Genomic DNA, 25281 nt, shown 5'->3' with positions numbered 1-25281 from the left:
GTCAGAGCCTGCGAAGTCCACTCAGCACCCTCTCCAGCAGTTCAGTGCCCACCGCGTCGTCAGAGTCGTCCAGGATAGTCGGCTCGTGGACCGCGACCAGGCCGTCCGTCGCCATGTCGGCGATGAGCACCCGGGCCACACCGAGCGGGAGCTGCATCCGCGCCGCGATCTCGGCGAGCGACTGCACACGTCCGTCACACAGCGCGGCGATGTACTGGTGCTCGCGGCCCTGGCTGCCGTTGCCATTGGCAGCGGCCCGGCCGCGCACCGTCGTCTCGACGAGCGCCTCCAGCGCGATGTCGAGTCGGGGGCGGGTACGACCACGGGTAACGGCGTATGGACGGACCAATGCTCCGGTCGGTTCGTCACGATCGGCCATGTCGCCGCTCACCTCCTTCGCACCCGGCACCGGCTCCAGATGGAGCCCGTCGTCGTTGTCGTTGTCGCCCCGCGAGCCTCACGGGTCAACAGATCGTCAGCCCAGCATTCCCGCAGCCGCACGGGGCTGCGGGGTCAGGGCGTCGCCCACCCGGTCGACCAGCAGGGCCATCTCGTAGCCGACCTGTCCCACGTCGCTGCTGCGCGCCGCGAGCACCGCGAAGGACGAGCCGTCCGAGATGGACATCAGGAACAGGAAGCCATTGTCCATCTCCACCACTGTCTGGAGCACCGCGCCTCCCTCGAAGCAGCGTGCCGCCCCCTGGGTGAGGCTGACCAGGCCGGATGCGATCGCGGCCAGCTGGTCCGCCCGGTCCCGCGGGAGGTCCCGTGACGACGCGAGGAGCAGCCCGTCCGCGGAGACGGCGACCGCGTGCGCGACACCGGGTACCCGGTCGGCGAAGTTGGCCAGCAGCCAACCGAGATCCTGCGTAGTTGTCATCGTTCATGCTCCTTCTGCCTGCTCCCGGCCACCGGGCCTGAGCCAGACTGCGAGGATTGCTGCCCTCCCGGAGTCCCCTCCGGGGTGGTCGGGTTGCTGTCCGACGGGTTCGTACGCCCCCGCTGCACACCCCGGTGGTATGCCGAGAGGAGGCCTCGGACGCCCTCCGGCGTACGCCGCTGCACCGACGTGGTGGGCTTCTCCACCGCACCGGGGACCAGCTGCGCCATCGGGGTGCGCTTGGGCAGGCCCGCCGAGGTGGTCGCCGCGACGGGCACCTCGGTCGCCGCCGAGGCGGCACGCCAGCCGTCGTCGGCGGCGGTCTGCCAACCGCCTTGCTGTTGCGTGGGCCGGCGGTGACCGAAGCTGTCGGCGATACCGGGGAGGGCACCCCCGCTGACCGCCGATCCGTTCTCGCGCGGCGTTCCTCCGGCCGTCGGAGCTTCTGCCATCGGTGTGTTACCTGCCGTCCCGGGTGGTGTCGGCTGCACGGGCCGGCCGGCGGCGTCGACCCGCGCGAACTGCTGGGTCGGCGAACCGCTGGTCGGCGTCTTCGCGGCGGCCGCTGCCGCCTCCTCCGGGCCAGGGCGGCGGGTACGGAACCAGGCCGACTCCAGCTCCCGGAAGATCGGCAGCTCCATCGTCTCGTCCGCGTACCGCTGCCGGTTCTGGGCCTGCGGGGTGGTCGGCCGCACCTGCGGGGCGGCCGGCGTGGGCGCCTGGGCGGCGGCCGGGGCCGGCCCGCCGGGACGCGGCACCCGCGGCAGTTCGGTGGTCATGTCCAGCGCGGCGGCCAGCCGCTCGGGCACCGGCGGCGGTGCCGCCTCCCGCTCCGCCCCGGCGACCGGCGGCCAGGCCGGCGGCGCCGGGGTGGCGGGGGCCGACGTGCCCTGGCCCGGCATGGCGGGGCCCTGACGCTGCGGCAGCGGGCCGGTCGGCGGCGCCGAGACCGGCGGGCTGGCGTACGGCGCGGCCGAGACCGGCGGACCTGAATACGGTGCGGCCGAGACCGGCGGACCGGAGTACGGGTGCCCGGAGACCGGGGACACCGAGACCGGCGGGCTGGACACCGGCGGCGCGGAGTACGGGTTCGGCGGGGTGGACACCGGCGGGCCCGCGTAGGACACGGGCGGCGCGGAGACCGGCGGGGCCGAGTGCGGCCGGGTCTCGGGGCTGCTGGGCAACTGCCGCGGGATGCCCTGCTGCTGGCCCTCGGTGCCCTGGTCGTCGGCGGAGCGGCGCTGCGGCAGCGGGTCGATCGGCTGTCCGTCCGACGGGCGCGGCTTGAACGCCTCCCCGCCGTTGAACCCGCTGGCGCCGGTCAGGTCGGACCAGGCCGGCATCGACCGCGCCGCGCCGGCCGAGGCCGGCGTGCCGGCCCCGTTGCGCGACGCCGGGTCGAAGGGCCGGCCGCCCAGGGTGACCTGGTTGCCGGACTCGCCGGGGCGCTGCGTCGGCATCGGGTTGGCGGGGCCGCCGCCGAGCGCCGGCAGCGCGCCGAGGGCCGGAGGGGTCGGCTGCGGGCCCGGGGCCGGCAGCGCGGGCGGCATCTGGGTACGGCCGGAGAGCGCCCGGGGCACGAGCACCGAGGTGGGCATGACCACCTCGGCGACGGTCCCCCGGTCGGTGCCGGGCCGCAGCTCCACCTTGACGCCGTGCCGGGACGCCAGCCGGGCCACCACGACCAGGCCCATCATCCGCGAGACGGCCACGTCCACCTGGGGCGGCGTGGCGAGGCGCTCGTTGAGCTCACCGAGCTGCTCGGCGCTGATCCCGATGCCCCGGTCCTCGACGTAGAGCGACGCGCGGTCGCCGACGCGCCGGGCCTCCACCATGACGTGCGAGTCCGGCGGCGAGAACGCGGTGGCGTTGTCGAACAGCTCGGCGACCAGGTGGACCAGGTCGTTGACGGCGTGCGCCGCGACCTCGATGTCCCGGTCGATCACCCCGAACTCGATGCGGGTGTAGTGCTCGACCTCGGACTGGGCCGCCCGGAGCACGTCGATCAGCGCGGCCGGCTCCCGCTGCACGCGGGTGGAGTCGGCACCGGCGAGCACCAGGAGGTTCTCGTCGTTACGGCGCATCCGGGTCGCGAGGTGGTCGAGCTGGAACAGCTCGGCCAGCCGGTCCGGGTCCTCCTCGCCGCGCTCCAACCGGTCGAGGTGACCGATCAGGCGGTCGACCAGAATCTGCGACCGGCGGGCCAGGTTGACGAACATCGTCGCGACGGAGGCGCGCAGTGCGGCCTGCTCGGCGGCGGTGCGGACGGCCTCCAGGTGGACCGCGTTGAACGCCTCGGTCACCTGGCCGAACTCGTCCTTGCTGCGCACCGGCAGCGGCTCGGCGATCTGGTTGGCGAGCTGCACCGGGGAGAGCTGGCCGGTGACCTGGGGATCGCGCAGCCGGGCCACCGCCTGGGGCAGGCCGTACTGGGCGATGGAGAGGGCACCCTGACGCAGCTCACGCAGGGACCGGGCCATCGAGCGGGCGACCAGGTAGGCGAAGAGGATCGCCAGGAGCAGCATGCTGAGCAGCAGGCCGGTCTCCAGGAACACCTGCCGCTGCACGCCCGACCGCAGGTCCTCCGCCACCGCGACGACGTCCCGGTCGATCTTCGTCTCGACCGTACGGATCAGCTTGGCGTTGGCCACCATGGCCGCGTCCCACTGGTTCGCGTCGAACGGGGCGCCGGCGAGGCTGTCGGCGGTGGTGATGCCGTTCAGCCAGCTGTTGTAGGTGTTCGCCTCGCGCAGGTCGGGGCCGGCGACCACCTGGGCGTAGTGCTCCTGCTCGGACTGGCTGGCCACCACCTGGAAGCTCTGCAACCACTGGCTGGAGCCGGTGCTGGTGGCGATGTACTCGTTGCGCAGGTTCGGGGTGAGCCGCTGCTGGATGAACGCCCGGTGCACCACGTCCCGACGGCGGGACAGGAACTCCTTGTTCCGGGCGGTCGCGGTCGCCGCGCGCATCTTGTCGCTCAGCTCGTTGTCGCCGGCGAGCTGGGTGGCCGAGTCACGGATGCTGATCAGGTCGTCGATCAGGCCGTCGTACGCCTGCATGGCCGGGACGAGCCCGAGCTTGCCGTTGAAGACCTGGCTACGGGTGCCGGGCAGGTCGGTCAGGGTCTGGTCGACCTCGGCCAGCAGCGTGTCGAAGTTGGCCGGGAGGTCCTCGACCTCGGCCCGCTGCCGGGAGTACGGCACCTTGGCCTTGTCGACCTGGGCGTTGGCCTGCTCGTACGCCTGCTTGTAGGTGGCGTTGTCCTGGTTGCGGGGCACCCCGAGCAGGCGCAGCGCATTGGTCCGCTCGTTCTGCAGGTTGTCGACCAGGTCGCCCGAGTAGCCGACGAGGTTGGCCAGGTCGCCGGCCCGGTTGGCGTTGTTGAGGGACTCCAGGTGGTCGACGAGGCCGCTGGTGCCGACGACGACCGTCGCGATGGTCGGCACGATCATGATGAGACCGAGCTTGGACCAGATGGGCATGTCACGGAGCCGACTGCCCGGTCGACGCGTACGCGACTGGGGGGAATCCTCCGCCTTTGGCCGTTTGCTCACGTCACCGCCCTCGCGATCCCTGAATCCGCCTTGCCTCTGGGCAAGGCCCAGCGGCCGACCCAGCGGGTCGGACCATCCGAGATTCCATCACGCCACCCTGGAAAGAGAAAGCCCAGGTTGGCCGCAGCCGAAGGTGTGATGAGATGTTGATGTAATTTGATTGCTTTCCGTCTGGCCGGAGTCACTCAGAGTAATGAAGCACCCGCATCGCGTTGTCCTGCTCGCCGGCCCCTCCGGCTCGGGAAAGTCGTACATAGCGCATCGAACCGGTCTCCCGGTGCTCTGCCTGGACGACTTCTACAAGGACGGTGACGACCCTACTCTGCCGCGACAAAACGGCGCGGTGGACTGGGAGTCGCCCCACTCCTGGGACGCGGCGGCGGCCGTGGAAACGATTGCCCGGCTGGCCAGAGAGGGCAAGGCCGATGTGCCGGTTTATGCGATCGGCGAGGACCGCAAGGTGGCCACCCGGCCATTCGACGTCGCCGGTTCGCCACTTTTCGTGGCCGAAGGGATATTTGCCGCTGAGATCGTCGAGGAATGCCGCCGACAGGGGGTGCTCGCCGGGGCGTACGCCCTGCGGCGGCCCCGCGGGGCGACCTTCGTCCGCCGCCTGACCCGCGATCTCGCCGAACAGCGCAAGGCGCCCCAGGTGCTGGTGCGCCGTGGCCTGGCGCTGCTGCGCGCCGAGCCGGCGGTGCTGCGGCGGCAGACCGGCCTCGGCGCCGAGGCGGCCCGCGCGGGCGAGGTGTTGCGCCGGGTGGCCGGGCTGCTCGCCGGCCACCCGCACCGGCCCTGACCCGGGCCGCAGGCCGCGGTCAGCCCAGCAGCTTCCCGTACGCGGGCTTGATCACCTCGTCGATGATCCTCAGTCGCTCGTCGAACGGGATGAAGGCGCTCTTCATCGCGTTGATCGTGAACCACTGGAGTTCCTTCCAGCCGTAGCCGAAGGCGTCCACCAGCAGGGTCATCTCCCGGGACATCGACGTGCCGCTCATCAGCCGGTTGTCGGTGTTCACCGTCACCCGGAACCGCAGGTCCCGCAGCAGCCCGATCGGGTGGTCGGCGATCGAGGCGGCCGCGCCGGTCTGCACGTTCGAGGACGGGCAGAGCTCCAGCGGGATCCGCTTGTCCCGCACGTACGCCGCCAGCCGGCCGAGGACCGGCTCCGCGCCGGGGGTGATGTCGTCCACGATCCGCACCCCGTGACCGAGGCGGTCCGCCCCGCACCACTGGATCGCCTGCCAGATCGACGGCAGGCCGAACGCCTCGCCGGCGTGGATGGTGAAGTGGAAGTTCTCCCGCTGGAGGTACTCGAAGGCGTCCAGGTGCCGGGTGGGTGGGAAGCCCGCCTCGGCGCCGGCGATGTCGAAGCCGACCACCCCGGCGTCCCGGTGCCGGACGGCCAGCTCGGCGATCTCCTGCGACCGGGCGGCGTGCCGCATGGCGGTGAGCAGGGTGCCGACCCGGATCGGGCGGCCCGCCTCGGCGGCCAGCGCGCTGCCCTCGACGAAGCCGGCCAGCACCGCCTCGACCACCTCGTCCAGGCTCAGGTCCCGTTCCAGGTGCTGCTCGGGGGCGAACCGCACCTCGGCGTAGACCACCCCGTCGGCGGCGAGGTCCTGGGCACACTCACGGGCCACCCGCCGCAGCGACGACGCGGTCTGCATGACGGCGACGGTGTGCGCGAACGTCTCCAGGTAGCGCTCCAGGGAACCGGAGTTGGCCGCCTCGACGAACCACCGGCCGAGCGCCTCGGGGTCGGTGGCCGGCAGCTCGTGGCCCACCTCGGCGGCCAGCTCGACGATCGTCGCCGGACGCAGCCCGCCGTCGAGGTGATCGTGCAGCAGCGCCTTGGGGACCTTGACGATGTCCTCGTACCGGATAGTCGCGACCATGCTCAGACCCTAGTCGCCTCCGCCGGGTCCGCCGACGGGGCCGGCGGTCGGCGTGGCGCCGGTCAGGGGCGCCAGCCGTACACCCGGTCGACGGCGAGCCGGACCACCAGCCGGCCGTCGGCCACCATGGCCGCCCGGTAGTCGGCCCAGTCGGGGTGCTCGCCACGGATCCGCCGGTAGACCTCGACCAGCTCGTCCACGGTGGCGTCGTCGGTCGCCGCCGCCGGCGGGGTGAGCGTGACCACCCCCTCCGCGACCGCGTAGGCCCCGCCGTCGGCGGTGGTGACGTGGAGGCTGGCCCGGGGGTCGCGGCGCAGGTTGCGCACCTTGGCCCGGTCGGCGGTGGTGGAGAAGCGGAGCAGGCCGGGCTCGGCGAGGAAGTCGAGGTTGGACAGTTGCGGCCGGCCGTCCCGGCGCAGGGTGACCAGTACGCCCCGGCCGCGTTCCCCGAACAGCTCCCACAGCCGGGCGGTCACGCCGGCACCCGCAGCGGGGCGAGTGCGGCGGCCAGCCGGCCGAGCTCGTCGAGCATCACCTCGGCGGCGGCGTCCCGCGCCGGGTCCGGCACCAGTTCGCCGGCCCCGTCGAGCGACTCCCGGAGGAACACGGTCACCGCCTCGTTGGCCGGCGCCATCTTGAGGGTGGTCACCACCTGCTTGATCATCTGGACCGCACGCAGGCCGCCGGAGGTCATGCCGTAGCTGACGAACCCGACCGGCTTGTACTGCCACTCCGTGTAGAGGTAGTCGATGGCGTTCTTCAGCGGGGCGCTGAAGCCGTAGTTGTATTCCGGCATGACGAGGACGAAGGCATCCCCGGCGGCGACGGTGGCGCTCCACTCCCGGGTGTGCCGGTGCAGGTAGCGCCCCTCGGACGGGTGGTGCGGCTCGTCGTGGAAGGGGAGGCCCACCTCGGCGAGGTCGACGAGGCGCACGTCGTCGAAGGTGTCGTGGCGGGTGGCGATCCCGGTGAACCAGTCGCCGATCCGGCGGCCCACCCGGCCGGGCCGGGTGCTGGCGACGATGACGGTCAGGCAGGGCATGGCGGTGTCGCTCCTGTGGTGACGGGCCGGCCCGGGGCCGGCACGGTGAACTTCGGGATGAGGTGCTGGGCCAGCGGGCCGATGCTGACCGCGAAGAGAAGGGTGCCGGGCCCGACGGTGCCGCCGAGCGCCCAGCCCAGGGCGAGGACGCCCAGCTCGATGGCCGTGCGCACCCGCCCGATCGGCAGGCCGCGGGCGGCCAGCCCGGTCATCAGGCCGTCGCGCGGCCCGGGCCCGAGGCGCGCCCCGAGGTAGAGGGCCGTGGCGAGCCCGTTGAGCAGGACGCCGGCGACCAGCAGCCCGGCCCGACCAGCGACCGGTGCCACGGGCGGCAGGACGGCGAGCGTGACGTCGGCCGCGACGCCGACCACCACCACGTTCGCCAGAGTGCCGAGGCCGGGGCGCTGCCGCAGCGGGATCCAAAGCAGCAGTACGGCGAGGGCGACCAGGTTCACCACCTGACCGAGGGGCAGCCCGGTCCGCTCGGCGAGGCCCTGGTGCAGCACGTCCCAGGACGCGAGGCCCAGGTCGGCGCGGACCATCAGCGCCACGCTGACGCCGAACAGCGCCAGGCCGGCCAGCAGGCGGACCACCCGACCCGGGAGTTTGGTTGACATGTCATCTACCGTAGGGCGAAGGTTGATGACATGTCAACCAGACACCTAGGATGGACGGCATGGAACAGCCACGTTGGCTCGACGCTCGGGAGCAGAGCGCCTGGCGGGGATACCGGCGGATGCGCCGCCTGCTCGACCTGGAGCTGGCCCGCGAGCTGACGCGGGACGCGGGGCTCTCCGAGCCCGACTACGACGTCCTCTCCGATCTCTCCGAGACACCCGACCAGCGGCTGCGACTCAGCGAGCTGGCCGACCGGATGCTCTGGTCCCGGAGCCGGCTGTCCCACCACCTGACCCGGATGCAGCAGCGCGGCCTGGTCGCCCGCGAGGAGTGCGCGGCGGACGGGCGGGGCGCCGTCGTCACGCTCACCGACGAGGGCCGGCACGCGATCGAGAGGGCCGCCCCCGGCCACGTGGCGGCGGTCCGCCGGAACCTCATCGACCTGCTGACCCCCGACGAGATCGCCGCGCTCGACGCGTTCACGCACCGGGTGGTCGACCACCTGACCCGACCCGGAGAATGAGCCGGTGAAGCCCGGGCACGACCGCGACGACGACCACCGCCGGGTACGCGCGGTGCCGACCTACCTGGACGCCTGACGTGGACCCCCGCATCGTCGACCGGCTCCGCTGCCCGGTGTGCGCCCAGCCGCTGACCGAGGTCGACGCCGGCGGCGCCCGCGCGCTGCGTTGCCCGCGCCGGCACAGCTTCGACATGGCCCGCCAGGGCTACGTGAACCTCCTCGCCGGCCGCGCCCCGCACACCGGGGACACCGCCGAGATGGTGGCCGCCCGCGCCGACTTCCTGGCCGCCGGCCACTACGACCTGATCTCGACGGCCCTCACCGCCGCGGCGACGGCCGTCGTGGACCGGGCCGCCGGGGCGTACCCCCTGGTGGTGGACGCCGGGGCGGGGACGGGCCGGCACCTCGCGGCGGTGCTGGCGGCGCTGCCGGACGCCGTGGGGCTCGGCCTGGACGTGTCGAAGCCGGCGCTGCGCCGGGCCGCGCGGGCGCACCCGCGCGCGGCGGCGGCGCTGGCCGACACCTGGCAGCGGCTGCCCCTGACCGACGGAGCCGCCGCCGTGCTGCTGAACGTCTTCGCCCCGCGCAACGGCGCGGAGTTCCACCGGGTCCTCGACCCGGCCGGGGCCCTGCTGGTGGTGACGCCGGCCGAGGACCACCTCACCGAGCTGGTCGACGCCCTCGGCCTGCTGCGGGTGGACCCGGCCAAGGCGGACCGGGTCGCCGAGAGCCTGGGCGGGCACTTCACCCCGGCCGCGTCCACGGTGCACCGCCGGGAGCTGGCGCTGACCGGCCCGGAGGTCGCCACGCTCGTCGGGATGGGCCCCAGCGCCTGGCACACCGACCCGGCCGGGCTCGCCGCCCGGGTGGCCGCCCTCGCCGAGCCGGTCCGGGTGACCGTCGCGATGCGGCTGACCGTCTGGCGCCCCGCTCAGGTGTAAGGAAGGGCACCTTCCTAACGCAATGCGTTAGGAAGGTGCCCTTCCTTACACCCGGGCTCGCCGTCGTCGCGCGTCCGTGCTGGCCCGCCGGGCAGCAGGGTGTGGCCGTCGGAGGGACCCGGAACGGGCGGTACACCCCGTATCGTCACGACCCGATGGAGACCTTGACCACCCGCGGCCGCGCCGCCCGGCTCGCCGCCACCGCCCTCGGCCTGGCCGTCCTGCTGGCCGGCACGATCTGGGGCACCGACGACCACTTCCCGTTCGGCCCGTTCCGGATGTACTCGACGTCCAACCCGCCGAACGCCCCCGCCCCGGACACCCGCGTCGAGGGCGTCGACAGCACCGGTGCGGTCGTCGACCTGGGCGAACGCGCCACGGGCATCCGCCGGGCCGAGATCGAGGGCCAGCAGGACCGCTACGCCGCCGACCCCGAACTGCTCACCGAGGTCGCCGACGCGTACGCCGAACGCCACCCGGGCGCGGCGGAGCTGGTCGAGGTCCGCATCGTCATCCGCTGGCACGGCATCCGCGACGGGCGGCCCACCGGCCGCTGGACCGACGAGACCGTGGTCGCCTGGCGGGCGGGCCGATGAGCCGCTGGTTGACCGAGGCGGTGCCCCGGGGCCGGGTGGCCGCCTTCCGGACGCTGGTCTACCTCTTCGTCGCCGCCGACCTGGTCGTCTTCACCCCCTGGGTGCGCACCCGGGTGGCGGTGCCCGGCGAGCTCTACCAGCCGTTGCTGGTCGGCCGGGTGCTGCCGCTGCCCACGCCGACCCAGACGCTGGTCACCGTCGTCTTCTGGGCCCTGCTGCTACTCGCCCTGCTCGCCGCGACCGGCCGGGCACCACGCCTGCTCGGCTGGGCGGTCTTCGCGCTCTACTTCGAGTGGATGATCGTCGCGATGAGCTACGGCAAGGTCGACCACGACCGGTTCGGCCTGCTCGTCGCGCTGGCCGTGCTGCCCACCGCGGGGCGGGCCCGGCACGGCGACACCACCCGCACCGAGGCGGGCGGCTGGGCGCTGCGGGTCACCCAGATCGCGGTCATCTGCACGTACTTCCTGGCCGCCTGGGCCAAGCTGCGCTTCGGCGGGCTGGACTGGCTGACCGGCTCGGTGCTCGCCCGGGCGATCCTCCGGCGCGGCACCGAGCTGGCCGACCTGCTCGCCTCGGTGCCGTACCTGCTGATCGTCGCCCAGTTCGGCATCGTCGCCTTCGAGGCGCTCAGCCCGGTGATCTTCATGCTGAAGGAGCGCTGGCGGCTGGCCACGGTGGGCTTCTTCTACTCGTTCCACCTGGTCACCATCGCGACCATCACGATCTCGTTCGCCCCGCACCTGGTCGCGATGACCAGTTTCCTGCCGCTGGAGCGGGTGCGACCGGTCGTCTGGGCGCGCCGGCTCGCCCGTCGGGGGCGGGACGCCGGGCCGACCACCGGCGTCGCGCCGGCACTCGCCGGTCAGGCGTCGGCGGCCGGGCGACCGGACGGCCCGTAGAGGCGTTCCCGCGCCTCCTGCGGCAGCGAGCAGGCGGCCGTACCGCCGGGAAGCCGGTGCCGGTTGCGGGCCACCCAGCGGTACGCGGGCCAGGCGGCGGCGCGTACCGGCGGGAACGCGAGGCCGGTGCCCGCGACCCGCCAGAGCGGACCGCTGCCGCGGAGCAGCCTGGCGATCGCGTCCGGGCCGGCGGCGCGGGAACCGTCCGCGCCAACCCACTGCACCGCCTCCTCGCACTCGGTCTCGGTCAGGCCGAGCGCGTCGAGGTCGGTGAACTGCCACGGCACCACCCGCACGGCCGTCGGGATGCGCCGGTCGATGAACTCGGCGCACCGGGTGCAGAACGCACAGTCCCCGTCGTAGACGAACGTCGACCTCTCCATGCCTCCATCCTGCACCCGCAGATCCGGCTCCGGACGACGAGGTGGGCGGGAACACGGCGGGTCGCTTGCATTCTTCTCGTACGCATGTTCGAATGAGGGCCATGCGCTGGGACAACCTCGCCGCTCCCCCGGACGAGGGTGTCCCCGACCGGGCAGCGCCGGCGACACCACCCCTGCCGCTGGCGCTGCCCGGAGCGGTCGCCCGCACCTTCGACACGCCGGGCTTCGCCGGCATGACGTTCTACGAGGTGCACGCCAAGTCGATCATCAACAAGGTGCCCGGCGCGTCCCGGGTCCCGTTCGAGTGGACGATCAACCCCTACCGGGGATGCAGTCACGCCTGTAAATATTGCTTTGCGAGGAACACGCACACCTATCTCGACCTCGACGCCGGGGCGGACTTCGACCGGAAGGTGATCGTCAAGGTCAACGCCAGTGAGCTGGTGCGGCGGGAGCTGGCCGCGCCGCGCTGGCGGGGCGCGCCCGTCGCGATGGGCACCAACGTCGACTGCTACCAGCGCGCCGAGGGGCGCTACCAGCTCATGCCGCAGATCATCGCGGCGCTGCGCGACTTCGCCAACCCGTTCTCGATCCTCACCAAGGGCACACTCATCCTGCGGGACCTGCCGCTGCTGCGCCAGGCCGCCGAGGTCACCCGGGTCGGCCTCGCCTTCTCGGTGGGCTTCGTCGACGAGCGGCTCTGGCGTGCCGTCGAGCCGGGCACCCCCAGCCCGCGCCGCCGGCTGGAGGCCGTACGGACGCTGACCGACGCCGGCTTCGACGTGAGCGTGCTGATGGCGCCGATCCTGCCCGGCCTCAGCGACGACGAGGAGTCGATCGAGGCCACCGTGGCGGCGATCGCCGACGCCGGCGCGACCAGCGTGACGCCACTGGCGCTGCACCTGCGGCCCGGTGCCCGGGAGTGGTACGCGCGCTGGCTCGGCCGCGAGTTTCCGCACCTGGTCCCCCGCTACCGCGAGCTCTACCGCTCCGGCGCCTACGTCCCGCAGTCCTACCAGCGGGAGCTGACGGCGCGGGTACGCATCGCGGCCCGCCGGCACGGGCTGCCCCGGGACGGGCGCGGCGACACGCACCGCCCACCCGGCCCGGACCCCACTCCGCCCGCCGAGCAGCTCACTCTCTTGTAGACGGCTGCCGATACGCTGCTGGCGTGCGCGAGACGATCGATCGGGCGCTGCGCCGACAGCGGGTGGCGGTGGCGGTCGCGCTGGCCGCCGGAGTGCTCTGGGGCGTCGCGACCGGCTGGACGCGACGCACGGACGGTCCGGCCGCCCTGCTCATGCTGTTGCCGCTGGTCGCGCTGCTGTGGAGCCTGATGCGTGTCTTCGGGCGGCCCGGTGCCGCCGAGTTGCGGGTGGACGAGCGGGCGCAGGCCTTCTTCGGCCCGCCCCAGGGCCGGGTGAGCTACCGCTGGATCCTGCTCGCCTTCCTCGCCTACACGACGGCCTACCAGCTCAGCTCGGGACAGGACGGGATGTGGTGGCTCTACCCGAGTCTCACCGGCCCGCTCGCCGTTCTGCTGTCGGTCGCCCTGTGGCGCCGGGTGCCGACAGTCGCGCTGACCCCGGCCGGAATCACCGCCGGCGACCCGCTGCTGCACACCTCCGTACCGTGGGAGGCCCTGGACCCGGCGGCGGCGGACGGGCCGTCCCGGCAGTCAAGCTTCCTGCGGCTGCCGGTGCGCAGCCGTGACCTGGTCCGGCAACGAGGGCTTGCCTCGCGCCGCCATGTCGGCGTCGAGACCGGCGAGCTGGATGTCGCGCCGGAGCTGCTGGCCGGGGCGATCGCGCACTACGCCGGCCACCCGGAGCACCGCGCGGCGATCGGCACGCCCGAGGAGCACGCCCGGCTGCGTCACGTGCTCGCGGGCGGCGGCTGAGCGGCGGGGTTAGAGTCGGCGGGTGCGCTCCGCTCAGCAGATCCTCGCCGACTCCGCCGTGATCGCCGTCGTGGGCGCGTCCCGCGACCCGCGCAAGGCCGCGCACAGCGTGCCGTTGCAGATGCAGCGGTACGGCTGGCGGATCATCCCGGTCAACCCGACCGCCGACGAACTCTTCGGCGAACGGGTCTACCGGTCGCTGGCCGACATCCCGCACCCGGTCGACCTGGTCGACGTGTTCCGGCCGGCGCAGGACGCGGTCGAGGTGGTACGCGAGGCGGTGGCGATCGGCGCTCCGGCGGTCTGGTTGCAGCTCGGCATCGTCTCGCCCGAGGCGCGGCGGATCGCCACGGAGGCGGGCGTCGACTACGTCGAGGACCGTTGCCTGATCGTCGAACGCGCCGCCGCCGGCCTGACCCGACTGGGCTGACCGGACTCAGGGACGTCCCGGCACGGCGGTCAGTCCCGCCCGGTGCACGAGTCGGCCGGGCGGTTGGTCGGGCCCGCAGTTGTTGACGGCTCGTACCCTGCGGTCGTGTCTTTCCGCCTGTCCGGCCGGCTGCCGAAGCGCGACGACGGGCTCTGGTCCCGCCGGCTGCTGGCCGCGACGGTGGCCGCGGTGGTGACGGTGCTGATGGCCGCGGCACTGGCCCGGGTTCCCCGGTTCGAGCCCGACGTCTGTGTCTTCTGGCTCTTCGTCGGTCTGACCGTGCTGCTGCGACGGTGGCGCCCACGGCAGGACGCCCGGCTGGTCTGGCGGGAACGGGTGGCCGGCGTGGACGGGGCGGAGCCAGGTCTGGTCGCTCGGCGGTCCCTGGCCGGTTGGGTCGACCTCGTCGTCAAGCTGGCGTGGGCGGCGGTGGTGACGCTGGTGGCGACGATGCTGCTGCCCGCCGACCCGCAGTGGGCCCGGCTCGTACGGCTGGCGCTCCTGGTCGGGTTGGCGGCGGCGGGCGGCCTCGTGGTCTATTCCGGCGTGCGGTTCACCGGGCGGTTGGCGCTGACGGCGAGCGGGATCCGGCACGGCCGCCGGCGGTACGACTGGTCCAACATCGACCGGGTGAGCCCGCACCGGGAGGACGGCCGGCTCGCCGGGGTGCGGCTGCGGCTGCGGGTGCGGCGGTCGCTGGAGCCTGCGCCGGTGGTCGGCGGCCGGGACGTGGCGGTGCCGGAGCAGCGCCTGGCCGCCGCGATCGAGGCGTACCGGGAACGGCCGCAGGCGCTGGCGGTGGGGCCGGTGACCGCACCGGAACCCGCCGCCGGCGCCGACCCGACGGAGTTAGGAAGGGCCCCTTCCTCTACCTGAGGCGTCAGGAAGGTGCCCTTCCTAACGTCAGAGCTTGTACTGCTTGAGGAGGCCGCGGGAGATGATCGTCTTCTGGATCTCCGAGGTGCCCTCGCCGATGAGCAGGAACGGGGCCTCGCGCATCAGCCGCTCGATCTCGTACTCCTTGGAGTAGCCGTAGCCGCCGTGGATGCGGAACGACTCCTGGACGACCTCGGCGCAGTACTCGGAGGCGAGCAGCTTGGCCATGCCGGCCTCGACGTCGTTGCGCTGGCCGGCGTCCTTGAGGCGGGCGGCGTTGACCATGAGCGAGTGGGCGGCCTCGATCTTGGTGCCCATCTCGGCGAGCTTGAAGGCGATGGCCTGGTGCTTGGCGAGCGGTTGGCCGAAGGTGCGGCGCTGCTGGGCGTACGCGACGGCAAGCTCGAACGCGCGGATGGAGATGCCGCAGGCGCGGGCGGCCACGTTGACCCGGCCGACCTCGATGCCGTCCATCATCTGGTAGAAGCCACGCCCGACCTTCTCCGCGCCGCCGAGGACGGCGGACTCGTCGACGGTGACCCCGTCGAGCACCATCTCGGTGGTCTCGACGCCCTTGTAGCCCATCTTGTCGATCTTGCCGGGGATGGTCAGGCCGGGCGCGGTCTCGCCGAAGCCGGGCTCCTTCTCGAGCAGGAAGGTGCTCATGTTGCCGTAGACGGAGTCGGCGCCGGTGTCGGTCTTGACCAGGGTCGCCACCACCGAGGAGTACGCCCCGTTGGTCAGCCACATCTTCTGGCCGTTGAGCACGAACCGGTCGCCGTCGCGGACGGCCCTCGACTTGATCGCCGAGACGTCGGAGCCGCACTCGGGCTCGGACATTGAGAAGGCGCCGCGCACCTCGCCGGTGGCCATTCTCGGCAGCAGCCGGGTTTTCTGCTCGGCGGAGCCGTGCTGGGAGACGAGATAGGCCACGATGAAGTGGGTGTTGACGATCCCCGAGATCGACATCCAGCCCCGGGACAGCTCCTCGACGACCAGCGCGTAGGTCAGCAGGGACTCGCCGAGGCCGCCGTACTGCTCGTCGATGGTGAGGCCGAAGAGGCCCATCTCGCGCATCCCGTCGAGGATGTCGCTCGGGTACTCGTCGGCGTGCTCCAGCCGCTGCGCGTGCGGAATGATCTCCTTGTCGGCGAACTCCCGGACGGTTTCCAGGATCGACCGCTGCACATCGGTCAGGCCGGGCGTCTGGGCGAGTCTGGCCATCTCAGCCTCCGGGTCGTCGGCGCCTTACTCATGGGTAACTGAACGCTTCGTCAGTATTGGCCGCAGCGCGGTCGAGGCCAAGGTGACCAGTCCACACAACCGCTGTGAAAAGGTTCACCGCTGCGGGTAGCGTCCGGCAAGAGGGACGTGAGCCGTCACCGGCAGGAGGAGACCGTGAGCCAGCCACCGTCGCCGGGCCCGCCCGATCCGGACCGGTCGCCGTCGCCCTGGGAGCCCCCGCCGGGCCACGACCCGTCGCGGCCCGAGCCGCCACCGGAGCCGCCGTCGTACGGGCAGCCCGGTCACGAGCAGCCGTCGTACGGACAGCCCGCCCAGGAGCAGCCGTCGTACGGCCCGCCCCACTACGAGCCGTCTTACGAGCAGCCCAGTTACGAGCAGCCCAGTTACGAGCGGCCCGGGGAGCCGTCACCCGGGCAGCAGTGGGGGCACCAGCCGCCGTACACCCCGCAGGTGCCCTACGGGCAGTACGGCCCGCCGTCCGGGCACCGCCCCGGCGGGACGAACGTGCTGGCCATCCTCTCGCTGGTCTTCGCGTTCGTCTTCGCCCCGGCCGGCATCGTCCTGGGACACCTGGCCAAGCGGCAGCTCCGCACCTCGGGCGAGGAGGGCGACCAGCTCGCCACCTGGGGCCTCATCCTCAGCTACGTGTTCACCGGGCTCGGCGTGCTCGCCTGCTGCGGCTGGATCGCGCTGGTCGCCATCGCCGGCAACAGCGGCCCCAGCTACTGACCGCCCCGCCCCGGCGTCACCGGAACTGCGCCTCGCGGACGCTGTTGCCGCCGTCGACCACCAGCATTTGCCCGGTGATGTACGAGGCGGCCGGCGAGCAGAGAAAGGTGATGGCGGCGGCCACCTCGTCCGGCGTGCCGGGGCGACCCACCGGGGTGCCCAGGCCCTGCCTGATCTCCGCCACCGTGGAGGCCGCGGTGTGGATGGTGCCCGGCGCGACCGCGTTGACGGTCACCCCGTCGGCGATCATCTCCATCGCCAGTGCCCGGGTCAGCCCGACCACGCCCGCCTTGGCCGCCGCGTAGGCGGCCTCGGTCGGCAGGGCGTTCACCGGGCCGGCGGTGGCCGCCAGGTTGACGATCCGGCCCCAGCCCCGCTCGGCCATGCCGCCGATGAAGGCCCGGCTGCACAGGAACGCGGTGGTGAGGTTCCGGTCGATCTCGCCGCGCCACTCGTCGTAGGTGAGCTGGGCGACCGGGCGCAGCACCTCCGGGTTGGCCCGGCTGGTCAGCCCGGCGTTGTTGACCAGCACCTCCACGTCGCCGAGTTGCTCGGCGACCGCGTCGGCGAGCGCGCCGACCTCCGCCTCGTCGGTGAGGTCGGCGACGAATCCGGTCACGCCCAGCTCGCCGGCCCGCTCGTGGATGCGCCGGGTGGTGGAGACGATGGCCACCCGGGCGCCGAGGTCGGCCAGCCGGCGGGCCGTCGCGTACCCGATGCCGTCCGGGCTGCCCGCCCCTGTGACCAGGGCGACCTTTCCGTCGAGGCGCATGGTCACCGGGTCCGGCAGCGGCGCCGGCTCGTCGATGCCGGCGGCACCCGCCGGTGCGGCGACGCGGGTGCGCCGGGCCAGGCCGGGGCGGCTCGCGTCCCGTCTCGGTCGACTGCCGGAGCGGTCCGCGGCTCGCGCGTCAATCACCATGCCAGGATCCTGCCCGCTTCCCGGGGCCCGGGCAACGCGGCACACCCGGTGGCGGCCCCCCGGGGTTTGCGCAGGGCTGACTACCCTGACGGGCGCACCCCGCACGTAGTGGAGTAGACGACATGACGTATCCCCCGCCCTCCGGCGGCTGGAACGACCCCGCGTGGTCGGGCCAGCAGTCGAGCCCACCCGCCGACCCCGCCCTCCCGGTGAGTGGTCAGCCCATCCCCACCCAGCCCGCCGGCGCCGACCCGTACGCGCCTGCCGACCCGTACGCGGTACCGGACCCGTACGCGGTCGCCGACCCGTACGCCGGGATGAAACAACCGCCCGGCCAGCCCGTCGGCTACCCGCCGCAGGCCTACCCGGGATACGGCTACCCGCCCGTGCAGAAGACCAACGGCATGGCCATCGCCGCCCTGGTGCTCGCCCTGGTCGGCATCGGATCCTGCATCACCGCGCCGATCGGCGCGATCCTCGGCCACGTCGCGCAGAAGCAGATCCGGGAGACCGGCGAGGGCGGCGAGGGCATGGCGAAGGCCGGCATCATCGTCGGCTGGATCGTCACCGGCCTGTACGCGCTGGTGATGATCTGCTACGTGGGGGCCATCATCTTCGCGATCACCCAGTCCGATACGAGCAGCTCCAGCTACTGACCCGTTCGTGCCGCCCCGGCGCGCGCCGGGGCGGCACGGGTGTTCGCGGTGGGGCCTACTCCGCCGGCGGGGTGAAGGACGAGGTGCGGGTCATCCCCGCGGCCCGGCCCTTCGCCGCGACCACGAGCGCCATCTTGCGGGAGGCCTCGTCGATCATCTCGTCACCGAGCATCACGGCGCCGAGCCTGCCGCCCGCCTCCGACGTGTAGTGCTCGTACGCGTCGAGGATCAGCTCCGCGTGGTCGTAGTCGGCCTGGGCCGGCGAGTAGACCTCGTTCGCGGCGTCGATCTGGCCCGGGTGCAGCACCCACTTGCCGTCGAAGCCGAGCGCCGCCGAGCGCCTGGCCACCTCGCGGAACGCGTCCACGTCGCGGATCTGCAGGAACGGCCCGTCGATGGCCTGCTTGTCGTGCATCCGGGCGGCCATCAGGATGCGCATCAGGATGTAGTGGTAGGGGTCGCCCGGGTAGTCCGGGATGAGCGCGCCGACCACCAGCGACTTCATGTTGATCGAGGCCATGAAGTCGGCGGGCCCGAAGATGATGGTCTCGACCCGGGGCGAGGCGGCCGCGATGGCATCCACGTTGACCAGGCCGGCGGCGTTCTCGATCTGTGCCTCGATGCCGATCCGGCCGACCTCCAGGCCGAGGGTCTTCTCGAGCTGGGTCAGCGTCAGGTCGAGCCACTGCACCTGGGCCGCGTTCTGCACCTTCGGCAGCATCACGCAGTCGAGGTTGGCGCCGGCGCCCTCCACCACGTCGATGACGTCCCGGTAGGTCCACGGGGTGGTCAGGTCGTTGACCCGGACGACGCGCGTCTTGCCCGACCAGTCGCCCTCGTTGAGCGCCGCGACGATGTTCTTCCGGGCGTCGGGCTTGGCCAGCGGCGCGACCGCGTCCTCCAGGTCGAGGAAGACCTGGTCGGCCGGGAGCCCCTGGGCCTTGCCGAGCATCTTGACGCTGGAGCCGGGTACCGCGAGGCAGGACCGGCGGGGACGACCGACTGCGGCCATGGATGCGCTCCTTCCAGCGTGCGGCGGGCACGCCGACGTCACCTGACGAGATGCGGGGACTTAACGATCCCAAAGGTCTTTGTGACGCCACGGTAACCTCGTGCCGTGACCGGGGTGAATGAACCTGTGGAAGATCTCACTGGGCGTCGACTCGTGGTGGTGACCGGGGCCAGTTCGGGCATCGGCCTGGCGGCCGCCGTCGACCTGGCGCGTCGCGGTGACCAGGTGGTACTGGTCGGCCGGGACCCGGCCCGGCTCCAGTCCGCGGCGGAACAGGTCCGGGAGGCGGCCGGCGAACGGCCGGCGCTGTTCCGGGCCGACTTCGCCGTGCTGGACGACGTGCGCCGGCTGGCCGGGGAGCTGCGGGAGGCGTACGACCGGATCGACGTGCTCGCCAACAACGCCGGGGCGATCGTGCTCCAGCCGCTCACCACGGTCGACGGCTTCGAGCTGTCGATCCAGGCCAACCACCTGGCCCCGTTCCTGCTCAGCAACCTGCTGCGGGACCGGATCGGGCGGATGGTGGTGACCGCCTCGGGCGCGCACCGCAGCGGCGTGCTCGACCCGGCCGACCTGAACGCCTCGCTGCGCCGCTACCGGCCGATCCAGGCGTACGGCACCAGCAAGCAGGCGAACATCCTGTTCACCGCCGAGGCGGCCCGGCGCTGGCCGGAGATCCCGGCGTACTCGTTCCACCCCGGGGTGGTGCGCAGCCGGTTCGGCAACGACAGCCGGCTGGTCGAGCTGGGCATGCGGATCCTGCCGCTGCGCAGCCCCGAGAAGGGCGCCGAGACGCTGGTCTGGCTGGCCAACCAGGACCCGGCCCGGCTGGTGACCGGCGGCTACTACGCCGACCGGCGACCCCGCCGGCCGCTGCGCAAGGCGGCCGACCCGCAGCTCGCCGCCCGGCTCTGGACGGCCAGCGCCGACGCGGTCGGCATCGCCGGATAGCCGGGGGGGGCCGGCCCGGTAGCGGTGCGGGCGGATTCTCGATGTCACCGGAGGCCGGGGCGCTGCGATACTGCCGCGCATGACGACCACGGGGAACGACACCGGCGCCACCCTGCGCGTACTCGGCGAGGACCGGGAGCTCCAGGCCCGGCTCGACGCCGAGCTGACCGCCTTCAACAACCAGGCCACCGGCGCGGACGACGAGGCCACCCTCTCCGTCCGGGTCGACGACGCCGACGGTGAGTTGGTGGCCGGCCTCGCCGGATGGACGTGGGGCGGCTGCGCCGGGATCAACATGGTGTGGGTACGCGCGGACCGCCGCGCCGAGGGCTGGGGCGGCCGGCTGCTGCGCGCCTTCGAGGAGGAGGCCCGCCGGCGCGGCTGCACGGAGGCCTCGGTCTCCTCGTTCTCGTTCCAGGCGCCGGAGTTCTACCGCCGGCACGGCTACCTCGACACGGGGCTCCGGGAGGGCATCCCCGGCGGCCACGTCGACCACCACTTCCGCAAGTCGCTGGTCACCGACCCGGCCGCCGCGATCCGGCTGGTGGCGGTGGTGGAGATGGCCGCCGACGCGGTCGAGGCCGGCCGGCGGTACGAGGACGCCGTGCTCAACCTGCTCGGGCGGCACGGCGGGCGGCTGGAGCGCCGGCAGCGCACCGGCGACGGGCGTACCGAGGTGCACCTGATCCGGTTCGACAGCCGCGACGGCTACCACGGGTTCATGGCCGACCCGGAGCGGATGGCGTTGCGGGGCGAGCTGGGCGACGCCGCGCCGACGACCCGGGTGCTGGAGGTCCACGAGGCCTGAGGCGTAAAGCGGCCGACCCGACCACAGGGGTATGCCCACTGTGGACTTGCTGATACGGTGCGTTGCAGTGATCAACGCCAATTAGTGAGGGGAGACTCGCGTGACCGAGCAGGTTGAGGCCTTCGAGCCGGTGGCGTCCGACGACTACGACCAGGAGCTGACGTGCCTGGAGCCACCGGTTGAGATCTGAGTAGTCATGCGCGTCCGTGTGTCACGGCTGGTCGTCCTCCTGTGGCGTGACGGTCAGCTGGTCTGCGACGACCCGCTGCGGCACCGGCAATTCGCGCTGACCGTCGAGGCGGAGCGGCTGCTGCGCGACTACGCCGAGTGGGCTGAGCTCGACGGCCGGCTCGCGCAGCAGCTTCTCGACGCCCACGTCCTCGTCGCCGAGGGCTCGCCGGAGCACGCCCAGGAGGAACGCCTCGGCGCGTGGCGCGAGCTCGGGCCGGCGGCCACCTACTACCACCTGGCCAGCCGCACGCTCGGTCGCGACGTCTTCCGCTCGGCGGCCGAGGACGCCGCGGTGCTCCGCGCCAAGACCGACCAGCCGGATCCGGTCAAGGAACACGACGGCCCCAGGATCGCCCTGCCTCCCGCCGACCCGCCCGCGATCGACTTCACAAGCGTCCTGCGGGCCCGACGGTCGACGCGGTGGTTCGACCCGGATCGCCCGGTGCCGCTGCCGGCGTTCGCCGCCCTGCTGCGGTGGACGGCCGGGGTCCGGCGCGAGGTGGACGTCTCGGGAGTCGGGACGGCGTTGCTCAAGACCGTGCCGTCGGGCGGCGCCCGGCATCCGGTCGAGGTCTATCCGGTGGTCCGCGACGTGGAGGGGCTGGAACCCGGCGTCTACCACTACTCGGTGCGCCGCCACGAGTTGGTGTGGCTCGCCCCCGCGAGCGGCGAGGAGCGGCTGCGCGAGTGGTGCGGCGGGCAGCCGCACGCCGCCCAGGCGGGCTTCCTCCTGATGTACGCGGCAGTGCTCGGCCGGACCGTGTGGAAGTACCCGGCCGCCCGCGCGTACCGCGCCCTCCTGCTCGACGTCGGTCACCTGAGCCAGACCGTCTACCTCACCGCGACGGCGCTCGGGCTCGGGACGTTCTTCACCGCCGCCACCCGCGACGCGCCCGTCGAGGACGCCCTCGGCCTGTCCTGGCCGGACGAGATCTTCCTCGGCGTCTCCGGCGTCGGCGTGCCGCATCCCGCCGAGCGGGAACGCCAGGCGGCGATGCTCGACGGCGGCGAGGCCGCGTTCTCGTTCCCCCCGGACGCCTGGCACGGACGCGGCGAATGACCCCGACGGTGAACGGGCCCCCGGACGCCTGGCACGGGCGCGGCGAATGACGCCGACGGTGACCGTCGACCTGGCCAGGCTCGACGCGAACATCTCCCGGTACGGCAGCCTCGCGCGCGAAGCCGGGGTGGCCCTGCGCGCGCACGTCAAGGGGCACCGGAGTCCCGACATCGCCGCCCGGCAGGTGGCCGCGGGCGCCGTGGGGGTGGCGGTCCACTCGGCGGCCGAGGCCATGGCCTACCTGGAGGTGGGCGTGACGGACGTGACGGTGGCGTGGCCGTGGCGCGATCCGTGGCGCTGGTCCAGGTTCGCCCAGCTAGCCCGGCACTGCGCGGTGACGGTGCACGTGGACCACCCGGACACGGTGACCGGGCTGGGGGCTGCGGCTCTGGCCCACGGCGTCGAGGTCGACGTACGGATCGAGGTCGACACCGGCCTGCACCGGGTCGGCGCCGACCCGGACGCCGCCGGGGAGTTGGCCACCGCGGTCGCGCGGACCCGGGGGCTGCGCCTGGCGGGCGTGACCGGGTACGTGGGTCTCACCGACGGCGCCGCCGCCCGCGACCGGGTCGACCTGGGCCGCCGGCAGGCGCGCCTGCTGGTGGCGGTCGCGGAGCGGATCCGCGCGGGCGGGGCACCCTGCCCGGTGGTGAGCGTCGGCGGCACCCCGAGCATCCTCGGCGCGCTGGACGTGGCCGGCGTGACCGAGGTCTGCACCGGGGCGTACGCGCTGCTCGACGGCGGGATGGCCCGGCTGGGCGAGTGCGCCCCCGAGGCGGTCGCGATCGCCGTAACCACCACCGTGACCGGCACCGACGGGCAGGTGCCGCGCACCGACGCCGACGCGCTGCTCGCGGGCGCCGACCAGACCTGGATGCCCGGTGTCGTGATGACCGGGATCGACGGCGCGCCCGTCACCGCGGGCGCGGTGTCCGTGGGCGACGAGGTGCGGGTGCTGCCCGGGCACGTGTGCCCGGTGGTGGCCCGCCAGCCGCTGCTGCACGTGCTCGACTCGGGCGGGCCGGTGGCGCGGTGGCAGGCGCTGGTCCGTCCGGATCGGGCATGACCGGCACCGTCGCCCTGGTGGACCGTCCGGCGGACCCGCTGCGCCAACGCGGCTTCGTCCTGTTCGCCACGGCCAGGACGATCTCCGTCTTCGGCAACGCGATGGGCCCGCTCGCGCTGACCTTCGCCGTGCTCGACCTGCCCGACGGATCGCCGCCCGCGCTGTCGCTCGTGCTCGCCGCGATCACGGTGCCCAGGATCGCGCTGATGCTGCTCGGCGGCGTCATCGGCGACCGGCTGCCGCGCCACCGCGTGCTGGTGGCCGCGGAGCTGATGTGCGGCGCGGCGTACGGCGGCATGACCGTCCTCGTGCTGACCGGACGGGCGGGCGTCGCCGCCCTCGCCGCCTGCGCGGCCGTCGCCGGCACCGCCTCGGCGTTGCTGCTGCCCTCCCTGACCGGGCTGACCGCCGAACTGGTCGCGCCCGAGGCACGGCAGCGCGGCAACGCCCTGCTGCGGCTGGGCACGAACACCGCCACGGTGGCGGGCTTCACCGTGGGCGGCGCGCTGATCACCTGGCTGGGGCCGGGTTGGGCACTGGCCCTCGACGCCGCGACGTTCGCCGTGGCCGCCGGCCTGCTCGCCCGGCTGCGCCTCGCCACGTCGACCCGCACGGCCCGCCGGGACCTGCCGGCCGAACTCCGCGACGGTTGGCGGGAGTTCGTCCGGCGGACCTGGCTGTGGCGGATCGTGCTGTCGGCGGCCGTGATCAACGCCGCCGTCGGGGTCACCTTCGGGCTCGCGGGGCCGTTGCTCGCCCGGGCGCACCTGGGTGGCGCGGGCGCCTGGTCCGGTGTCCTCGCCGGGTACGCGGTGGGCATGTTCGCCGGTGTGCTGGTCGCGATGCGCATCCGGACGGCCCGTCCGCTGCGCGTGGCCGTGCTCGCCGCGTCGGTGCTGGGACTGCCGGCGCTGCTGCTCGGATCCGGCGCCCCGCTGCCGTTGGTGATCCTCGCCGCGCTGCTGGCCGGGGTGGCCTTCGACGTCTTCGGGGTGCTGTGGGAGACGACCGTCCAGTCGGAGGTGCCGACGGAGGCGATGTCCCGCGTGAGCGCGTACGAGTGGCTGGGCTCGGTGGGTCTCGGGCCTCCCGTCATGATCGCCGCCGGCCTGGTCGTACCCGAGATCGGCGTGCGGACGACCCTGCTCGGCCTGGCCTCGGTGATCTTCATTGCCGCACTCGTCCCGTTGGCGAGCGCCTCCGTCCGGCACTACGAAAGGCAACCCGATGGCCGAGTACGTTGACGCCTTCGCCACGGCGTACGACCGTTTCTGGGCGCCGTATCCCGAGCGGATGGGCGACGCGTGGCTGCGGCTGCACGCGCACCTCGCGCCCGGAGCCGAACGCAGCCTGCTCGACGTCGGCTGCGGCACCGGCATCGTGGCCGCCCGGTTCGCCGCCGCCGGCTACCGCGTCGTCGGGGTCGACGTCTCCGAGGCGATGATCGCCCGCGCCAGGAAACGGCTGGCCGGCACCGACGCGCTGCTCATCGCCGCGGACGCCGCGGACTTCGAGGTGCCGCGCCCCTGCGCGTTCGCGGTCTCCACCTACGACATCCTCAACCACGTCGGCGACCTCGACCGCGTCCGCGCCTACCTGCGCCGCGTCCACCAGGCGGTGGTGCCGGGCGGCTGGTTCGGCTTCGACATGTCCACGGTCAGGGGACTGCACGCCGACGTCCCCCCGGTCGCCCGGCAGGACGGCACCGTCTCGGTCGAGGTGGCGCGCGGCCCGCTCGACGGCGACCGCCGCCCGCTGCACATCACCGGTGAGCTACGCACCGACGACGGCCGGACGGCCCCCTTCACCACGACGATCACCAACACCGCCCACCCCGTCGCCGACGTGCTCGCCGCCCTGACGGACGCCGGCTGGCAGCCGAGCCACGTCGCCGCCATCGACGACCTGCTCACCCCGGTGCCGGACCCGGAGGCGCTGCCCAGGGTCGCGGTCCTCGCGCAACGCTAACTGCGGCGTTGATCATGACGTTAGCGGCAGTAACGGAGATCCACTTCGCCGCTAACCTCATGATCAACGCGCTGGGGGCGCAGCGCGTAC

Annotated in this window: 28 protein-coding genes; 17 read left to right on the top strand and 11 right to left on the bottom strand. The window is 73.3% G+C overall.

Translation table 11 applies throughout. The features are described 5' to 3' along the window. Position 1: 1 nt before the first annotated feature. The 3 genes from ABZ809_RS04415 to ABZ809_RS04405 form a co-directional block, all read right to left on the bottom strand. On the bottom strand, positions 2 to 379 hold the full coding sequence (locus ABZ809_RS04415; protein ID WP_357561437.1) for a DUF742 domain-containing protein: 378 nt from the start codon (positions 377 to 379) through the stop codon (positions 2 to 4). 96 nt (positions 380 to 475) lie between these two features. Then, positions 476 to 880: a roadblock/LC7 domain-containing protein gene (locus ABZ809_RS04410; RefSeq protein ID WP_007455462.1), complete on the bottom strand. Its 405-nt coding sequence runs from the start codon at positions 878 to 880 to the stop codon at positions 476 to 478. Further along, a complete protein-coding gene (locus tag ABZ809_RS04405; RefSeq protein WP_357560978.1) occupies positions 877 to 4434 on the bottom strand; it encodes a nitrate- and nitrite sensing domain-containing protein in 3558 nt (1185 codons plus the stop codon). Before ABZ809_RS04405 ends, ABZ809_RS04410 begins: the two co-directional genes overlap by 4 nt. 193 nt (positions 4435 to 4627) lie before the next feature. On the opposite strand from ABZ809_RS04405, the gene ABZ809_RS04400 reads away from it, so the two are divergent. Beyond that, positions 4628 to 5233: an ATP-binding protein gene (locus ABZ809_RS04400; RefSeq protein ID WP_357560977.1), complete on the top strand. Its 606-nt coding sequence runs from the start codon at positions 4628 to 4630 to the stop codon at positions 5231 to 5233. Between the two features lie 19 nt (positions 5234 to 5252). Here the strand turns inward: ABZ809_RS04400 and ABZ809_RS04395 are convergent, their stop codons facing one another. From ABZ809_RS04395 to ABZ809_RS04380, 4 genes are all read right to left on the bottom strand, one after another. Continuing rightward, complete coding sequence (locus ABZ809_RS04395; protein ID WP_357560976.1) at positions 5253 to 6332, bottom strand: adenosine deaminase; 1080 nt, start codon at positions 6330 to 6332, stop codon at positions 5253 to 5255. Positions 6333 to 6394: 62 nt separating this feature from the next. Continuing rightward, positions 6395 to 6808 (bottom strand): PPOX class F420-dependent oxidoreductase, encoded by a 414-nt coding sequence (locus tag ABZ809_RS04390; protein WP_357560975.1) that lies wholly within the window; start codon positions 6806 to 6808, stop codon positions 6395 to 6397. Beyond that, positions 6805 to 7374 carry an NAD(P)H-dependent oxidoreductase gene (locus ABZ809_RS04385; RefSeq protein ID WP_357560974.1) on the bottom strand — a complete coding sequence of 190 codons (570 nt, stop codon included), beginning with the start codon at positions 7372 to 7374 and terminating at the stop codon, positions 6805 to 6807. The genes ABZ809_RS04390 and ABZ809_RS04385 overlap by 4 nt, the downstream gene beginning before the upstream one ends. After that, positions 7362 to 7991, bottom strand: coding sequence for a hypothetical protein (locus ABZ809_RS04380; protein WP_357560973.1), 630 nt, complete (start codon positions 7989 to 7991; stop codon positions 7362 to 7364). Before ABZ809_RS04380 ends, ABZ809_RS04385 begins: the two co-directional genes overlap by 13 nt. A 59-nt stretch (positions 7992 to 8050) precedes the next feature. Here ABZ809_RS04380 and ABZ809_RS04375 point away from each other — a divergent pair, with 59 nt between their 5' ends. From ABZ809_RS04375 to ABZ809_RS04360, 4 genes are all read left to right on the top strand, one after another. Beyond that, positions 8051 to 8515: a MarR family transcriptional regulator gene (locus tag ABZ809_RS04375; protein ID WP_357560972.1), complete on the top strand. Its 465-nt coding sequence runs from the start codon at positions 8051 to 8053 to the stop codon at positions 8513 to 8515. Between the two features lie 77 nt (positions 8516 to 8592). Continuing rightward, positions 8593 to 9456 (top strand): putative RNA methyltransferase, encoded by an 864-nt coding sequence (locus ABZ809_RS04370; RefSeq protein ID WP_357560971.1) that lies wholly within the window; start codon positions 8593 to 8595, stop codon positions 9454 to 9456. Between the two features lie 155 nt (positions 9457 to 9611). Next, positions 9612 to 10052: a hypothetical protein gene (locus tag ABZ809_RS04365; RefSeq protein ID WP_357560970.1), complete on the top strand. Its 441-nt coding sequence runs from the start codon at positions 9612 to 9614 to the stop codon at positions 10050 to 10052. After that, positions 10049 to 10954: an HTTM domain-containing protein gene (locus ABZ809_RS04360; protein ID WP_357560969.1), complete on the top strand. Its 906-nt coding sequence runs from the start codon at positions 10049 to 10051 to the stop codon at positions 10952 to 10954. The genes ABZ809_RS04365 and ABZ809_RS04360 overlap by 4 nt, the downstream gene beginning before the upstream one ends. On the opposite strand, the gene ABZ809_RS04355 is transcribed toward ABZ809_RS04360, so the two are convergent. Then, positions 10918 to 11337, bottom strand: coding sequence for a DUF393 domain-containing protein (locus tag ABZ809_RS04355; protein WP_357560968.1), 420 nt, complete (start codon positions 11335 to 11337; stop codon positions 10918 to 10920). The genes ABZ809_RS04360 and ABZ809_RS04355 overlap by 37 nt on opposite strands. Before the next feature lie 101 nt (positions 11338 to 11438). Here ABZ809_RS04355 and ABZ809_RS04350 point away from each other — a divergent pair, with 101 nt between their 5' ends. The 4 genes from ABZ809_RS04350 (at position 11439) to ABZ809_RS04335 (ending at position 14543) form a co-directional block, all read left to right on the top strand. Then, a complete protein-coding gene (locus ABZ809_RS04350) occupies positions 11439 to 12485 on the top strand; it encodes an Rv2578c family radical SAM protein (RefSeq protein WP_357561436.1) in 1047 nt (348 codons plus the stop codon). A gap of 23 nt (positions 12486 to 12508) precedes the next feature. Continuing rightward, on the top strand, positions 12509 to 13237 hold the full coding sequence (locus tag ABZ809_RS04345) for a hypothetical protein (protein ID WP_357560967.1): 729 nt from the start codon (positions 12509 to 12511) through the stop codon (positions 13235 to 13237). Positions 13238 to 13259: 22 nt separating this feature from the next. Further along, positions 13260 to 13667: a CoA-binding protein gene (locus ABZ809_RS04340; RefSeq protein ID WP_357560966.1), complete on the top strand. Its 408-nt coding sequence runs from the start codon at positions 13260 to 13262 to the stop codon at positions 13665 to 13667. Between the two features lie 105 nt (positions 13668 to 13772). Further along, a complete protein-coding gene (locus ABZ809_RS04335) occupies positions 13773 to 14543 on the top strand; it encodes a hypothetical protein (RefSeq protein ID WP_357560965.1) in 771 nt (256 codons plus the stop codon). Between the two features lie 27 nt (positions 14544 to 14570). Here ABZ809_RS04335 and ABZ809_RS04330 read toward each other — a convergent pair whose 3' ends face one another. Beyond that, entirely contained in the window at positions 14571 to 15767 is a 1197-nt protein-coding gene (locus ABZ809_RS04330) for an acyl-CoA dehydrogenase family protein (RefSeq protein ID WP_357560964.1), read from the bottom strand. Between the two features lie 174 nt (positions 15768 to 15941). On the opposite strand from ABZ809_RS04330, the gene ABZ809_RS04325 reads away from it, so the two are divergent. Then, positions 15942 to 16517 (top strand): DUF4190 domain-containing protein, encoded by a 576-nt coding sequence (locus ABZ809_RS04325; RefSeq protein WP_357560963.1) that lies wholly within the window; start codon positions 15942 to 15944, stop codon positions 16515 to 16517. A gap of 16 nt (positions 16518 to 16533) precedes the next feature. Here ABZ809_RS04325 and ABZ809_RS04320 read toward each other — a convergent pair whose 3' ends face one another. After that, positions 16534 to 17439: an SDR family NAD(P)-dependent oxidoreductase gene (locus ABZ809_RS04320; protein WP_357560962.1), complete on the bottom strand. Its 906-nt coding sequence runs from the start codon at positions 17437 to 17439 to the stop codon at positions 16534 to 16536. 122 nt (positions 17440 to 17561) lie between these two features. Here ABZ809_RS04320 and ABZ809_RS04315 point away from each other — a divergent pair, with 122 nt between their 5' ends. Beyond that, positions 17562 to 18095, top strand: coding sequence for a DUF4190 domain-containing protein (locus ABZ809_RS04315; RefSeq protein WP_357560961.1), 534 nt, complete (start codon positions 17562 to 17564; stop codon positions 18093 to 18095). A gap of 55 nt (positions 18096 to 18150) precedes the next feature. Here ABZ809_RS04315 and ABZ809_RS04310 read toward each other — a convergent pair whose 3' ends face one another. Beyond that, a complete protein-coding gene (locus tag ABZ809_RS04310) occupies positions 18151 to 19107 on the bottom strand; it encodes a CoA ester lyase (protein WP_357560960.1) in 957 nt (318 codons plus the stop codon). Between the two features lie 126 nt (positions 19108 to 19233). On the opposite strand from ABZ809_RS04310, the gene ABZ809_RS04305 reads away from it, so the two are divergent. From ABZ809_RS04305 to ABZ809_RS04280, 6 genes are all read left to right on the top strand, one after another. Then, entirely contained in the window at positions 19234 to 20058 is an 825-nt protein-coding gene (locus ABZ809_RS04305; protein ID WP_357560959.1) for an SDR family NAD(P)-dependent oxidoreductase, read from the top strand. 79 nt (positions 20059 to 20137) lie between these two features. Then, on the top strand, positions 20138 to 20866 hold the full coding sequence (locus ABZ809_RS04300; protein WP_357560958.1) for a GNAT family N-acetyltransferase: 729 nt from the start codon (positions 20138 to 20140) through the stop codon (positions 20864 to 20866). Positions 20867 to 21062: 196 nt separating this feature from the next. Next, positions 21063 to 22157 (top strand): SagB/ThcOx family dehydrogenase, encoded by a 1095-nt coding sequence (locus ABZ809_RS04295; protein WP_357560957.1) that lies wholly within the window; start codon positions 21063 to 21065, stop codon positions 22155 to 22157. A gap of 46 nt (positions 22158 to 22203) precedes the next feature. After that, a complete protein-coding gene (locus tag ABZ809_RS04290) occupies positions 22204 to 23223 on the top strand; it encodes an alanine racemase (protein ID WP_357560956.1) in 1020 nt (339 codons plus the stop codon). Then, positions 23220 to 24467 carry an MFS transporter gene (locus ABZ809_RS04285; RefSeq protein ID WP_357560955.1) on the top strand — a complete coding sequence of 416 codons (1248 nt, stop codon included), beginning with the start codon at positions 23220 to 23222 and terminating at the stop codon, positions 24465 to 24467. The genes ABZ809_RS04290 and ABZ809_RS04285 overlap by 4 nt, the downstream gene beginning before the upstream one ends. Then, the gene (locus ABZ809_RS04280; RefSeq protein ID WP_357560954.1) at positions 24451 to 25191 is read left to right on the top strand and encodes a methyltransferase domain-containing protein; all 741 of its coding nucleotides are present in this window, start codon (positions 24451 to 24453) and stop codon (positions 25189 to 25191) included. Before ABZ809_RS04285 ends, ABZ809_RS04280 begins: the two co-directional genes overlap by 17 nt. The last annotated feature ends 90 nt before the right edge of the window (positions 25192 to 25281 follow it).

The sequence above is a fragment of the Micromonospora sp. NPDC047074 genome (assembly GCF_040643815.1).
Classification (GTDB): Bacteria; Actinomycetota; Actinomycetes; order Mycobacteriales; family Micromonosporaceae; genus Micromonospora.
Note: the sequence above shows the minus strand (reverse complement) of the source record. Positions and strands in the feature narration are given on the sequence as shown.

Bases quoted from the DNA above. Each gene is read 5' to 3' on its own strand.
- ABZ809_RS04415 (WP_357561437.1), bottom strand. From the start codon at position 379: ATGGCCGATCGTGACGAACCGACCGGAGCATTGGTCCGTCCATACGCC.
- ABZ809_RS04410 (WP_007455462.1), bottom strand. From the start codon at position 880: ATGACAACTACGCAGGATCTCGGTTGGCTGCTGGCCAACTTCGCCGAC.
- ABZ809_RS04400 (WP_357560977.1), top strand. From the start codon at position 4,628: ATGAAGCACCCGCATCGCGTTGTCCTGCTCGCCGGCCCCTCCGGCTCG.
- ABZ809_RS04395 (WP_357560976.1), bottom strand. From the start codon at position 6,332: ATGGTCGCGACTATCCGGTACGAGGACATCGTCAAGGTCCCCAAGGCG.
- ABZ809_RS04385 (WP_357560974.1), bottom strand. From the start codon at position 7,374: ATGCCCTGCCTGACCGTCATCGTCGCCAGCACCCGGCCCGGCCGGGTG.
- ABZ809_RS04380 (WP_357560973.1), bottom strand. From the start codon at position 7,991: ATGTCAACCAAACTCCCGGGTCGGGTGGTCCGCCTGCTGGCCGGCCTG.
- ABZ809_RS04375 (WP_357560972.1), top strand. From the start codon at position 8,051: ATGGAACAGCCACGTTGGCTCGACGCTCGGGAGCAGAGCGCCTGGCGG.
- ABZ809_RS04365 (WP_357560970.1), top strand. From the start codon at position 9,612: ATGGAGACCTTGACCACCCGCGGCCGCGCCGCCCGGCTCGCCGCCACC.
- ABZ809_RS04360 (WP_357560969.1), top strand. From the start codon at position 10,049: ATGAGCCGCTGGTTGACCGAGGCGGTGCCCCGGGGCCGGGTGGCCGCC.
- ABZ809_RS04355 (WP_357560968.1), bottom strand. From the start codon at position 11,337: ATGGAGAGGTCGACGTTCGTCTACGACGGGGACTGTGCGTTCTGCACC.
- ABZ809_RS04350 (WP_357561436.1), top strand. From the start codon at position 11,439: ATGCGCTGGGACAACCTCGCCGCTCCCCCGGACGAGGGTGTCCCCGAC.
- ABZ809_RS04330 (WP_357560964.1), bottom strand. From the start codon at position 15,767: ATGGCCAGACTCGCCCAGACGCCCGGCCTGACCGATGTGCAGCGGTCG.
- ABZ809_RS04320 (WP_357560962.1), bottom strand. From the start codon at position 17,439: ATGGTGATTGACGCGCGAGCCGCGGACCGCTCCGGCAGTCGACCGAGA.
- ABZ809_RS04315 (WP_357560961.1), top strand. From the start codon at position 17,562: ATGACGTATCCCCCGCCCTCCGGCGGCTGGAACGACCCCGCGTGGTCG.
- ABZ809_RS04310 (WP_357560960.1), bottom strand. From the start codon at position 19,107: ATGGCCGCAGTCGGTCGTCCCCGCCGGTCCTGCCTCGCGGTACCCGGC.
- ABZ809_RS04300 (WP_357560958.1), top strand. From the start codon at position 20,138: ATGACGACCACGGGGAACGACACCGGCGCCACCCTGCGCGTACTCGGC.
- ABZ809_RS04295 (WP_357560957.1), top strand. From the start codon at position 21,063: ATGCGCGTCCGTGTGTCACGGCTGGTCGTCCTCCTGTGGCGTGACGGT.
- ABZ809_RS04290 (WP_357560956.1), top strand. From the start codon at position 22,204: ATGACGCCGACGGTGACCGTCGACCTGGCCAGGCTCGACGCGAACATC.
- ABZ809_RS04285 (WP_357560955.1), top strand. From the start codon at position 23,220: ATGACCGGCACCGTCGCCCTGGTGGACCGTCCGGCGGACCCGCTGCGC.
- ABZ809_RS04280 (WP_357560954.1), top strand. From the start codon at position 24,451: ATGGCCGAGTACGTTGACGCCTTCGCCACGGCGTACGACCGTTTCTGG.